Here is a 12,829-nt window from a genome sequence, read left to right on the forward strand (position 1 = left end):
GCGCTGAACTTATTTACCGGGAGGCTTGCTATTAAAAAATTAGACCTGAATTTTCATGAAGATATATACTTATATGCAAATGACATACGCCCACAGGTGGAAACGCTGCAAAAGTTTTCCCACGGCGGTGAGTTTGAAAGCTATGACCGGCTGAACCCTGCTGATTTTTTTCAGAATAATGCTCCGTTTAATGTTGAAATAGGCATCGGGAACGGCGAGTTTATAAGTGCTTTTGCGGTGAGGTATCCTGAACAGAATTATATAGGCTTTGAGGTGATGAAGCGCATATTTGACAGAGCAATCAGAAAAGTGCGCTCCGCCGGAGTAAAAAACGCAAAAATAATCCATTTTGACGCAACATTCTTCGTAAGCCTGCTTGAAGACGAATGTGTGGATAACTTTTATGTCAATTTCCCTGACCCGTGGCCGAAAAAAAAGCATAATAAACGCAGACTCCTGAAAACTTCTTTTATCGAAATCCTTGTATCAAAGCTGAAAAAAGGCGGCAGTCTGTATATGGCGACTGATCAGGTGGACTATGCGGAAGAGATTGTACAGAACCTGAAACCTGTGGAAAAACTAAAAAGTGCGTACGATACTGTATTTATAAACGAACTTGTGGATTACCATGAAACAAAATATTACCGTAAGTTTTCGCCGGAGCTTGGCGTTTACTTTTTCAGGATGATAAAGCAATAATAAATTTTCCGGAGGGTCTGATGAGGTTTTTTCTCGCACTGCTGATGCTTCTTGCTTTTTCCGCCGCACATGCAAAGGAATATCTCTTTGTGGATGTGGACGGAGTAATCAGCGGATACACTGAAAAATATATTGAGCAGTCCCTCAAAAAAGCGGAGGATGCTGACGGAGTGCTTGTGATCAAACTGGATACTCCCGGCGGAATCCTTGATTCCACAAGGAAAATCGTGCAGATTATCCTTGAAAGTGAGACCCCTGTGGTTACTTTTGTTTCACCGCAGGGGGCAAGGGCGGGCTCTGCCGGAACATTTATTACTCTTGCCTCCCACTATGCAGCAATGACCGAAGGAAGCAACATAGGCGCTGCTCATCCTGTCAATGTTACCGGACAGAATATAGAGGGAGAACTTGGGAAAAAAATTGAGAATGATACTGTTGCTTTTATCCGCTCTATAGCAGAAAAACGGGGCAGGAATCTTGATATATCAGTTCAGATGGTTACAAACTCTTTGAGCCTAACTTCACAGGAGGCTCTGGAGGCCGGAATAATTGATGCTGTGGTGAACAGCGATGATGAGCTTATTGCTCTTCTGGCTGAAGAATACGGCGAGCAGACATCAAGAACCTACCTTGAACCCACTGTTCTTCAACGGGTTGCTTTTTTTCTGAGCGACCCGAACATACTGATGCTTCTTCTTTTTATAGGTATAGGCGCCATATTTCTTGAGTTTAAGATGCCGGGAACTTTTGTGTTTGCGGGAATAGGTGCATGCGCCATCCTGCTTTTTCTCATGGGTATTAACATCATACCGGTGAACTGGCTTGCTCTGCTGCTGATTATCGCAGGTTTTACACTGATTGTTGCTGAGGTTTTTATACCAAGCTTCGGACTTTTGACACTTGGAGCTGTGGTTTCTCTCGGTTTCGGGATGTATCTGCTTTTCAGCAGGGAGGGAAATGTGGGCATAAGTGTTTCCTGGGGCATGATAATAGGTGTGCTTGTAACGGTTCTGCTTGTAGTCGGGCTTATAGGCAGACTGCTTGTCAGAGATTTCCTCTCCAAACCGACAACGGGAGAAGAAGGAATGATAGGCGAAGCTGGTACAGTAACATCATGGAACGGAAATTCCGGAAAAGTGTTTGTACATGGAGAAATATGGAACGCCGAATCAGAATCGGTTTTTGAAAAAAATGATAAAGTGAGAATCATTGAAATTAAGGGGATGGTGATAAAAGTTGAGCGATCAGAATAGCTTTAAAGAAATGGAATACCCCGCCAGATTTACTTATAAAATGATGGGGGATGATACGGAATCTTTCAGAGACAGTGTCAACGCTGTGTTTGTAATGAAAGAGGTTCTCGAAACTCAGGAAAGGAAGAGCAGCAGCGGAAAATATGTGTCAATATCTGTTACTGTTGATGTTGAGGATTACCGTGAGTTAAGGAGCATCTACGAAATGATCAGTCAGATAGAAGGGCTGAAATATCATCTATAAAAATACAATTCCCGCAGCGGTTTTAAGCTGCGGGAAAGCCTCTGTTAAACCATATCTTTTTTTGTCCGTTTTTTGATCTTATTGTCAGTTATAAATTAGCTTGCGTTTTATTGTTGATATGTTGTCCTAGGTACAAAAAATTCTATTTTACCGTAATTTATAAAAGATTTTATATGGCTTGCAAAATATCTTAAAAAAATTTATTTTACACAATGGCTATTTTATAAAGGTGTTATGGTGAGCTATGGCTATTTTCTATAAAATTTATAAGGGGCTTGAAAAAAACATTTTCAACACCCTTACCCGAAAGATTTTCGGCAACATTCTGGGTATTGTCTGTTTCCAGATTCTTCTGATGATCGGCTTTACTTTCTATCAGCGCAGCAGTATTCACAGTCTGCTCTCGGCGGAGGATCCGGCACTGGCTGACAGCATAAGCGGTGCAATCGTCAGCCAGAGTTTTTACCACATTCTGTTTTTTGCTGTTTTCTCCATAATTGCCGCAGTGCTTACTGCTGTCTTTATGCGGATGCTTATCGTTAAACCTGTTAAAAGGCTTTCCACTCTGCTTGAAGAGGTAAGCGAAGGTGAGGGGGATCTCTCTCTTGATATGCCCCGGCTTACTTATGATGAAATGAGCGACCTAGCCGGAAACTTTAACAAGTTTATGGAGAAGCTCCGGGAGATAATCAGGAATGTCAGAGTCCTCGGAGTGAATATTGGCGTTGAGTCTGCTAAGGTCGTCAAAAATGTTGATGCAGCATCCAAAGACGCTAAGGTGCAGGACGAGCTTGCCAACACGGTTTTTCAGGAGAGCGAAAAAGTAACGGACGCCATAGAAACCGTTGCTGCAAATTCAGTGCAGATAAGCACAACCACAGTAAACAACCTTTCCCATGCAAAGGAATCCTACGGAGAGCTTGAGCATGTCACAGAAAAAATACAGGAAGTAAGCGTGATGATCGCCTCGTTCCTCACCACGGTCAACAGCCTTGCGGATAACTCCCGGCATATCAGAACAGTGGTCTCTCTTATTGAAGATATATCAGACCAGACGAACCTTCTCGCCCTTAATGCGGCTATTGAGGCAGCAAGGGCAGGAGACGCAGGCAGAGGTTTTGCTGTTGTGGCAGATGAGGTGCGTAAGCTGGCAGAACGGGTAAAAACCGCCACGGAAGAGATCTCTAAAAATATTGACAGTATAGTGGGGCAGGTTCAGAACACGGCCACGCAGACTGAAACGATAAATGATCACATGGGACTTACGAAAGATGTTGTGGAGCGCACATCAGTGAAGTTTATGTCCATGGTGACTGATTTCGAGCAGACCTCCGCAGGCTTGCAGAATATTTCAACTTCGCTTGACGATCTCACAAAGGTAAATGAGAGGATCAATGAGAATGTTTCTGATATTCACCGCATAGCCAATGAGGTGACTCATCGTATGGAGGACTCCAAATACTCAACTGATGATCTGAACGGCAAGATAGAGATAATTCAGGAACTCGTTTCACGGTTTAAAATAGGCAAAGGAACTTTTGAACAGATAATTCTTAAAGCATCAGAATACAGAGACACTCTGGAAACAAGGCTGGCTTCCCATGCGGCACAGGGGCAGAATATTTTTGACAGAAATTACCGCCCGATAAAAGACACAGAACCGCAAAAGTATTCCACAGACTATGATAAGAAGGTTGAGGGTGAATTTCAGAAAATTTACGATGATGTTCTTAAGGATGTGAAAGGATGTATTTTTTCTTTGTGTGTTGATACAAACGGTTATGCACCTACTCACAACAGCAAATATTCCAAACCCCTTACCGGAAACCATGAGACAGATGTTCTCACCAGCAGGGATAAAAGGTTATTTAATGACCACACAGGGTCAAGAGCGGCTAAGAATACGAAAAGGTTTCTTTTACAGGCGTATGTCCGTGACACAGGAGAGGTTATAAACGACCTTTCACTGCCGATATACGTTAACGGAAAGCACTGGGGAGCTTTCAGGCTGGGGTTTGACCCTGCTGTTCTTGCCGACTGATCTTAAGTATATCCAGCACAGCAAGGAGAAGGTTGTCTGTGATGATATCCGCACCGTCGGAGTTGTTTTCTGCTTCACGCAGCCCGTATCCTGTCTTTACGAGGTATGTGCGGCATCCGGTTTTTTTACCCAGTTTAATATCGCTCATTTTGTCGCCGATGATAAACATTCTGCTTTTGTCAATGGGCAGATCCTGTAAAGCCTTGTCCACCATGCCTGTACGGGGTTTACGGCAGTCGCAGTCTACGGCGTATCTGGGGTCTTTGGATGATGTATGGTGCGGGCAGTAATAAACTGCATCCAGCCTTGCACCGCCCTTTGCCAGCTCGGAGCGCATTTTTGCATGGAGAGTTTCCACGTTGTCCTCGCCGAAATATCCTCTGCCCACCCCTGCCTGATTTGTGAGGACTATTACCAGAAAACCGTGTTCGTTGAGAAGCCTTATGGACTGCGGAACAAAAGGGTAAAGATTAAAGTTGTCGGGATGATCTATGTATCCTGCTTCGATATTAATTGTGCCGTCACGGTCAATAAAAACTGCGGGAAACCTTTCCATTTTCATCCTCTGTCTTTTTAAATCTTTTATGGATTAGATACCACTGTTCGGGGTTCTGTCTGATAATTTCTTCAAAGGCTTTATTTATTTTCAAAGCGATGTCGTATATCCGCTCTTTCGGTTTAAGGCTGTTGTCAGGAAGAATCTGTTCACGGAAAACAAGTTCAGCGCCTTCTTTTGTGCGCTTCATAAACGCCGGGCGGATCGGAATATTTCTGCGCACTGCTATCAGAGGAAGACCTTTGTTAAACGTTGTATTTATACCGAAAAAAGGAACAAAAACGGAATCCTTTTCTGTGGAGGCATGATCAAGCAGGGCTGCGATATGGGCGTTTTCGGCCAGAAGTCTGTTTATACTTTCTGCGCAGTCACGGTGGTGAAGGTAAACAAGCTTATCGCAGAAACCTCTTTGACTCTTAACAAATTCATCTAATTTTTCATTTTTCATTTTTCTGGCGAGAAGACCTATCTTGAGAGGACTGAACGCCGCAAGAACCGGAACCGCCAGCTCCCAGCTTCCGAAATGAGCGGAAATAATTATTTCTCCGGTAGTGAGGTCGGGTTTCTCACATCTGCTTGTTATTTTAATATACTTTTCTATGAATTTTTTATCCACTTTTCCGATGCAGAAGGCTTCCAGATAGCTCATAAATGTGTGGCGGAATGATTCACGGGCGCACTTCACCGGATCATCAGCGCCGATTATTTCTGCATTGATTATAGCTGTTCTGCGCCTTTCCGGAAGGATGTACCAGAAAACAGTACCGAGAAAAGAACCTATATGTCTAAGAAAGCTGAGGCTTCTGCCTCCCAGGATAAAGTAAAAGAATTTAATCAGTAAGTGCAACTTTTAGTGCCTCCAGAAATTCATCAAGTCTTTCTTCGGCGGAGCTTTGTATCTCCGATTTTAAACCGGAAAAGTCGCCTTCAGGCTCTTCAGATGAAAAGAAAACGGATAGCTCGTCTTCGTTATTCACTGTTGTAACGAGGTTGTATTTGTTGGCAAGTTCATAAATTTCTTTGAAATTCTGCATATTCACACCAACGGCAACATGGCGTCCGAAGCGAAGCGCCTCGAAGATGTTGTGTCCGCCTGTGCTGACTATTGAACCGCCTATGAATATTCTGTCAGCCTGTTTATAAAGTGCCTCAAGCTGACCGAAGATATCCGCAACAACAACACGGCATGAAGGATTAAACTCTGTGAGTCTGCATGCTGTTAACCCTGCTGTTTTGAGAATATTCAGACATTCATCAGTCCGGTTCAGATGACGTGGTGCGATTACAAGTCTGCCTTCAAAACCGCTTTTCAGAAAAGCATTTACAATGGCGTTCTCTTCACCCCTGTGTGTGCTGGCAGCGATTATGAAAGGTTTGTCTCCAAGCGGGGAAATGAAAGATAAATCCGGTTCGCCGTCAAACTCGCTGAACTTTATGTTGCCCAGAGTGCTTATGTTGCCGGAGTCTCCTTTAATGGCGGCAAAGCGTGCCGTATCTTCATCGCTTTTAGTGAAAATATGTTCAAATTTGCCAAGCAGAGGCGATATGATGCGGCGTATTTTCATGTATCCGCCGAAGCTTCTGTCAGATATGCGGGCATTCACCAGAAAAAGCGGAGCATGTTTGGATGTGGATGTTATAAAGTTTGGCCAGAGTTCCGTATCTATGATTACTGTAGCTTTAACATTCATGCAGTAAAGGATGTATGATATCGCCACAGAGTTTTCGATGGGGAGCAGGAATGCAAAATAAGGCTTAAGCTCTTTTTCTGCTATTGCTTTGCCTGTGGCTGTGGTGGTGCTGATTATGAATTCCGCATCGGGGTATTTAAGTTTAAATGTATTTAGAAGCTGCTTCAGGCTGCGTACCTCACCGACACTGGCGCAGTGAAACCACACTGTTTTGGCGGGTGCTTCCGGAAAGCTGATGAAACCGAAACGTTGAAAATAGTCCTCATCCTCTTTTCTTTTCAAAGCAAAAAGAAAACCCACCGGAACAGCAAACGGAATTATTATAATTATTAAAAGATTATACAATATGCGGAGAATGAACAAGTGTTTGCTCCATTGTGGATTTCTCTATTTCTTCTGCTTCCTTCTTAATCGTTTCAGGATCTGCCGAATCCGAGACATAAACAGGATCACAGTAGTGAACATCTATTCTGGCGAAAGGATAAGGCAGGATGAAGCCGTCCCAGCTTGCGAAGCGTTTAAAGCTTGTGCAGTCAAATATTACGGGCATCATGATTCCGTGGGTATTTTTTGCAAGGAAAAGAGCGCCGGGCTTCATTTTATATTTAGGTCCCTTTGGTCCGTCCACTGCTATTGCTGCATGCCATGAGCCGTTCATCAGCTTCTTGATTTCGAGCAGAGCCTTAGAACCGTTGCGGCTGGATGAACCACGCACTGCCCTGTAGCCGAAGGACTCGGCAACATGCGCCATTATATCTCCGTCTTTGCTGCTGGAGATTATTATTGCAAGGTTTACTCCTCTGTTATAATGCAGAATGGGAAAAATCTGGTTGTGCCATGTGAAAAATACGACACTCTTGCCGCTTCTGAAAAGCTCGTCCAGCTTTTCTTTTCCGGTGACACGGTAACGGAATGTATTTCCATACAGAGTCATAAACTTGCCGAAGAGCCACAAAGCAAAGAGGAAAAGTCTTTTTTTCATCATCCGACCGTAAAAGTACGCATTTATACCGTATCTCCTAAAACCCCTGACTATACTTTTTTTCATGTTGAAAGTAAACCGCAGATTTGAAGCACTTTTTGAACATTAAGACATCCCAACTTTCTTTAAGTGCATATAACGGCTTGTCATCGGATGCCGTTTTTTGTACCTTATAAGGGCTCGTCAAAATTTTGGTAAAGGCTGATAACGGCAGGGAACATTTTATGGAAATCAGAGGAACTACTGTCATCGCAGTTAGAAAAAACGGTAAAACCGCCATCGGGGCAGACGGTCAGGTCACCTTCGGCAATACTGTGATGAAACACAACGCAAAAAAGGTAAGAAGAGTTTATAACGATAAAGTGATGTGCGGTTTCGCAGGTTCTACCGCAGATGCTTTTACGCTAATGGAGCGTTTTGAGGCAAAGCTTGAGGCATTCGGCGGACAGCTTCTGCGCGCTGCGGTGGAACTGGCAAAGGATTGGCGCACGGACAGATACCTTCGCAGGCTTGAGGCTATGATGGTTGTTGCCGACGGTGATTCGGTGTACATAATAACCGGAAACGGTGATGTGGTTGAACCGGATAAAGGTGTGGCGGCTATTGGCTCCGGCGGGGCGTTTGCGCAGTCTGCTGCTGTGGCGCTTGTGGAAAATACGGAACTTTCCGCTGCTGAAATAGTCAGAAAATCACTGGAAATTGCAGGTGATATCTGTATCTACACCAACAGGAACATAATAATAGAGGAAATATAAATATGAAAACCGATCAGCGTCTGATGGCGGAGCAGGGTGCGCTTACGCCGAAACAGATTGTGGAAGAACTTGATAAATACGTAGTAGGGCAGAGGAATGCCAAAAAAGCCGTTGCGGTGGCTCTCCGCAACAGATGGCGCAGACTTCAGCTTGAGGATAAACTTCAGGATGAGATCTCTCCCAAAAACATTATTCTCATAGGTCCTACCGGAGTGGGTAAAACCGAAGTGGCAAGAAGGCTTGCGAGGCTTGCCGGAGCCCCTTTTATGAAAATTGAAGCCAGCAAGTTTACCGAAGTAGGCTATGTGGGGCGTGATGTTGAAAGCATGGTCAGGGACCTTGTGGAAATATCAATCGCCATGGTTAAGGCTGAAAAGAAAGATGCTGTGCTTGAAAAAGCGAAGATAAATGCCGAGGAGAGACTCCTTGACATTCTTCTCCCCAAGAAACCCGGTTTTTCCGAAGAAAACTCCGATTCAAACACCCGTGAAAAATTCCGCAAAATGCTTAAAGCCGGCGAGCTTGATGAACGTGAGGTCGAGGCAGATGTTGAGGAACAGGGTCCGCAGGTTGAAGTGCTTACAAACATGGGCATGGACGAACTTGGGATGAATATCGGCGACATGATGAAAAACATGTTCCCTAACAGAAAGAAAAAGAGAAAAATGAAAATTAAGGAAGCCAGAACCGTTATCGAAATGGAAGAAGCGGCTAGGCTTATAGATATGGAAGATGTCAAAAAAGATGCTCTGCGCCGTGTGGAGCAGACAGGTATTATCTTCCTTGATGAAATAGACAAAATCTGTGCCCGTGAGGGTGCGGCACATAAAGGCGGAGATGTCTCCCGTGAGGGTGTTCAGCGTGATCTTCTGCCCATAGTCGAAGGTTCAACTGTTAATACCAAGCACGGTATGGTAAACACTTCGCACATTCTCTTTATCGCCGCAGGGGCTTTTCACATGGCTAAACCGTCGGACCTGATCCCAGAGCTTCAGGGGCGCTTCCCAATCAGAGTGGAGATGGATTCTCTTGAGATGGAGGATTTTATCCGCATACTGAAAGAACCGGAAAATGCGCTTACCAGACAGTATGAAGCTCTTCTTAAGGCAGACGGAGTTAGCGTGGAATTTGCGGACTCAGGTATCATGAAGATTGCGGAAATCGCCACGGAAGTTAACCGCACCCTTGAAAACATAGGTGCCAGAAGACTTCATACGATTCTTGAAAAACTTCTGGAGGAAATATCCTTTGAAGCTCCGGACACGGAAGAAAGAAATATTATAATAGATGACACATATGTTGAGAGTCACCTCAGGGGAATCGTGGAAGACAGGGATCTCAGCAAATACGTTTTATAGGATTACACATGAGAAAATTACTTGTACTTATTCTTATTCTCATCCCTTTTGCCGCTCAGGCAAGGTTTGAGAAAGCGGCTTCCGATGTCAACTCTCTTTTCAGCAGGATGAGCGGATATGTAGTCAGTGTTGACGGAAGCTCCGTTTATTCAGACCTTGGTTCCGGCGCAAATGTTTATCCGGGTCTTGTGCTTAAAATATACAGAGAAAGCGAAGAGATAATCCACCCGATCACCAAACAGGTGCTTGGCAGGAAAAAAGTTCTCATAAGCGATGCTGTTGTGAAAAGCGTATTTGAAGGCTATTCGGTTATGGAACTTTCTGACAAAAAATCTGAGCCCAAAGTCGGGGACGCTGTTATTCTGAACCCGCCTGTGGAAGTTGAAGTGAAAACAGTCAATGTGCCGACACGCCTTGAACTTCTTATAAAAGAAGACGTGGCAAGGGTTTCCAATGTAATTCTGAAAGACGGAGCGCAGATTGCTCTTGTTTTCACACAGGATGACAAAGGCGGAATATCTATGGAGGCAAAGGACACCAAGAGCGGAACGCTTATCGCCAGCGCATACTACGCTGATGTTGAAGCAGGTGATTCCACTAAGCTCACCAGAGACTCGCTGCAGAGTGACATTATCGAAACTGAATACACATCTCTTTCTGTCGGACATATGATAGATAAAGAAGAAATTTACGCTGCTGCATCAACAAAAAACCAGATAGATTTCTATAAATTTACCGGTAAAGCATTTGAAAAAACAGCGGAACTTAAACCTGAGGGGATCAACTTCATAGTCACTGTAGACAGCGCCGATCTCAATGGAAACGGTGTTGAGGAAGTAATTGTTTCATGGCTTGAGTATGATAAATTTGCCAAAACAAACATATATGAATACACCGACGGCAGGTTTGTTCTGAAAGCCGAAAAACTCCCCTATTTTTCAAGGGTAGCCTATGACAGAGGCAATAAGGTTGTCCTCACACAGAGGCTGGCAACAGACGGAACTTTTGTGGGGCAGATTCAGAAACTTGTTTATAAAGGAGATTATGTCAGAGGCGAAGGAATCTTAGGCTCTGAAAACAAAAAATTGTTCGGCTTCGGCTACGCTGATCTCAACAGGGACGGCACTGTAAACCCCGTGTATATCAATGATGATAACAAGCTCGTGGTTGAAAACAAAGGAAAGGAGATTTACGAAAGTATTGACCGTTTCAGCCAGACTCCGAATTTTATAAATCTCCAGAAAGAACAGGAAAACAGAAGAATCAATAAAAAAATTGAAGATATAGACGCCTTCGAGATCATCGAACAGAGGCAGTACATTAAAGGGCGTATCTTTGTTAACACCGACGGACGGATATATCTCATTAAAAATGAGTCCATGTCCTCTATGCTGCCGAATACATTCGCTTACAAGGGCTCCGCTTTTGCCGTTTACGGCTGGGAAGGAAAGAACATGGCGAGGATCTGGGAATCAGACATGAAAGAGCCTGTAATAGTGGATTACTACATGTATGAAGAGTACGGGCGCACATATCTTTTCATGCTCAGAAGCATAGCAGGCGGGCTTTTCCGTAAACCTACCAGTCAGATAGAGTACATTGAAACTAAATAAGCTGAAAATCCCCCTGCAAAGGGGGTTTTTTTGTGTTAAAGTTATCAAGACGCCTTCCGAACTGTATTAAAGCGTCTTTAATATTATGTTTTCTGATATATGCTGCGGTTTTACATTAATTTGAATTGCAGGGTATTTGAGTTTGGGGTAAACTCCTGCCTGAACACATGCCTCGGAAAAAAAAGTTGACTTACAAACGGCGTATGTGGTAGTTCTTGTTAGTGTTGACATTACTCAAATGCTGTGCTAATTTTTAACAGTATTTGAGTTAGTTAATGGTGTGGAAGTAAAAAGGGTAACCTTTTAAACAGTAAAAACCTACAGGAGGAAAAAGGATGAGAAAACTTTTAGTAGTTCTCATGGTTGTAGCTTTCGCTGCAACAGCATTCGCTGCTGATGTTAAACTCAGCGGTTACATGGAAGTAAAGGGTATCTACGTTGAAAACGGTGCCGCTCTTGAAGATTCCGATGGTGAAGATTCATGGTGGGAGCAGGATGGTAACGTTCAGGCTAAGTTCATCGTTGACAAAGGAACAGCCTTCACAGTAAGAGGCGATTTCCGCGATGGCACTTGGGGCACTCAGGACATGAAAGCTAAAACTAACGGCTACGGTGAAGAAGCTTTCACTATCCAGAGAGCTTTCCTTGAGCACGACTTCGGTAAAGCAGCTATCCATGCTGGTCTTATGGCTACTGGCGGCTGGGGTACAGCTTTCGGTAACAACGTTGAAGGCAACTACAGAGTTAAACTTATAGTTCCTGTTGCAACTGGTAAACTTACTTTCCAGACAACTAAAAACTATGAAGCGTCAGACTACAGCACTAAAGATTCTGAAAAAGATGACAACGATGGCTACGGTGTAGACTATGTTGGTAAAACTGGTGCTTTCACTTACGGTTTCAACCTTACTTATGCTGACAACTCTTATGTAGCTGACAGCTCTGGCACTCAGTATCCTAGCACTGTTAACAACAGCGACGGTACTCAGCAGGTTAAACTTGAAGTTATGCTTAAGGGCGACCTTGGCATGTTCGGCTTCGAGTCTGAATTTGCTTATGCTGATGTAACAAGCGACATCCTCGCTTCTGAATCAGCTACTGCTAGCGAAGACTACAACCTTTTCGGCGCTTACATCAACGGTTTCGCTAAACTCGGCAAAACTACTGCTGGTCTTGCTTTCGTTTATGGTTCAGTTGATAAAGACACTGGCAATGCTTTCCAGTATGCTGATGACTTCGACACAACTTTCATAGTTGACGAACTTGGCGGCGTAACCGGTGGTGATGACCTTCAGGGCTTTACTACTTTCAAACTGTATGCTGACTATGCTCACACAGATGCTCTTACTCTTGGTGCAGCGTTCGCTTATGCATTCTCTAACTATGATGATGACAAACAGCCTGGATTTGCTGACATTAACCTCTATGAACTTGATGCGTACGTTTCATACCAGATCAACAAAGCTCTTAACTACACAGTTAAAGCAGCTTACCTTCAGGTTAACGACATCGATGCTGGCGCTGCTCAGTATGACGCAGACCCCATCTACTATGCTTCTCACACACTTAGCGTAGGTTTCTAATCTAACTAAGTTTAAGAGAAACTTTTAAAGAATCCGAAGCCCGCTGTTTTTGCA

General features: G+C 43.9%; 12 protein-coding genes. 8 read left to right on the forward strand and 4 right to left on the reverse strand.

What is annotated here, in order from left to right; translation table 11 throughout:
• Window positions 1-96: 96 nt before the first annotated feature.
• The 4 genes from trmB to ACYRYY_RS10720 all read left to right on the forward strand — a co-directional run bounded on the left by trmB (window position 97) and on the right by ACYRYY_RS10720 (window position 4,237).
• Complete coding sequence (gene trmB / locus ACYRYY_RS10705) at window positions 97-699, forward strand: tRNA (guanosine(46)-N7)-methyltransferase TrmB (RefSeq protein ID WP_460215590.1); 603 nt, start codon at window positions 97-99, stop codon at window positions 697-699.
• A 20-nt stretch (window positions 700-719) separates the two neighbouring features.
• Window positions 720-1,952: an NfeD family protein gene (locus ACYRYY_RS10710; protein WP_460215591.1), complete on the forward strand. Its 1,233-nt coding sequence runs from the start codon at window positions 720-722 to the stop codon at window positions 1,950-1,952.
• Window positions 1,936-2,196 (forward strand): HP0495 family protein, encoded by a 261-nt coding sequence (locus ACYRYY_RS10715; RefSeq protein ID WP_460215592.1) that lies wholly within the window; start codon window positions 1,936-1,938, stop codon window positions 2,194-2,196. The genes ACYRYY_RS10710 and ACYRYY_RS10715 overlap by 17 nt, the downstream gene beginning before the upstream one ends.
• Before the next feature lie 244 nt (window positions 2,197-2,440).
• Window positions 2,441-4,237: a methyl-accepting chemotaxis protein gene (locus ACYRYY_RS10720; protein ID WP_460215593.1), complete on the forward strand. Its 1,797-nt coding sequence runs from the start codon at window positions 2,441-2,443 to the stop codon at window positions 4,235-4,237.
• Here the strand turns inward: ACYRYY_RS10720 and ACYRYY_RS10725 are convergent.
• From ACYRYY_RS10725 to ACYRYY_RS10740, 4 genes are read right to left on the reverse strand one after another with little or no spacing between them, the layout of a single operon-like run.
• Window positions 4,200-4,793, reverse strand: a complete 594-nt coding sequence (locus tag ACYRYY_RS10725; RefSeq protein ID WP_460215594.1) for a D-glycero-alpha-D-manno-heptose-1,7-bisphosphate 7-phosphatase — start codon at window positions 4,791-4,793, stop codon at window positions 4,200-4,202. The two genes, ACYRYY_RS10720 and ACYRYY_RS10725, sit on opposite strands and share 38 nt — an antisense overlap.
• On the reverse strand, window positions 4,765-5,640 hold the full coding sequence (locus ACYRYY_RS10730; protein ID WP_460215595.1) for a lysophospholipid acyltransferase family protein: 876 nt from the start codon (window positions 5,638-5,640) through the stop codon (window positions 4,765-4,767). The genes ACYRYY_RS10725 and ACYRYY_RS10730 overlap by 29 nt, the downstream gene beginning before the upstream one ends.
• A complete protein-coding gene (locus ACYRYY_RS10735; protein ID WP_460215597.1) occupies window positions 5,624-6,766 on the reverse strand; it encodes a 3-deoxy-D-manno-octulosonic acid transferase in 1,143 nt (380 codons plus the stop codon). Before ACYRYY_RS10735 ends, ACYRYY_RS10730 begins: the two co-directional genes overlap by 17 nt.
• Window positions 6,767-6,821: 55 nt before the next feature.
• Complete coding sequence (locus ACYRYY_RS10740) at window positions 6,822-7,466, reverse strand: lysophospholipid acyltransferase family protein (protein ID WP_460215599.1); 645 nt, start codon at window positions 7,464-7,466, stop codon at window positions 6,822-6,824.
• A gap of 224 nt (window positions 7,467-7,690) precedes the next feature.
• Here ACYRYY_RS10740 and hslV point away from each other — a divergent pair, with 224 nt between their 5' ends.
• From hslV to ACYRYY_RS10760, 4 genes are all read left to right on the forward strand, one after another.
• The gene (gene hslV / locus ACYRYY_RS10745) at window positions 7,691-8,221 is read left to right on the forward strand and encodes an ATP-dependent protease subunit HslV (protein ID WP_460215600.1); all 531 of its coding nucleotides are present in this window, start codon (window positions 7,691-7,693) and stop codon (window positions 8,219-8,221) included.
• A gap of 2 nt (window positions 8,222-8,223) precedes the next feature.
• Window positions 8,224-9,579: an ATP-dependent protease ATPase subunit HslU gene (gene hslU / locus ACYRYY_RS10750; protein WP_460215601.1), complete on the forward strand. Its 1,356-nt coding sequence runs from the start codon at window positions 8,224-8,226 to the stop codon at window positions 9,577-9,579.
• Window positions 9,580-9,587: 8 nt separating this feature from the next.
• Window positions 9,588-11,192: a hypothetical protein gene (locus ACYRYY_RS10755; RefSeq protein ID WP_460215603.1), complete on the forward strand. Its 1,605-nt coding sequence runs from the start codon at window positions 9,588-9,590 to the stop codon at window positions 11,190-11,192.
• Between the two features lie 335 nt (window positions 11,193-11,527).
• Window positions 11,528-12,775, forward strand: coding sequence for a hypothetical protein (locus ACYRYY_RS10760; protein WP_460215604.1), 1,248 nt, complete (start codon window positions 11,528-11,530; stop codon window positions 12,773-12,775).
• Window positions 12,776-12,829: the final 54 nt, after the last annotated feature.

Source organism: Geovibrio sp. ADMFC3 (assembly GCF_054687035.1).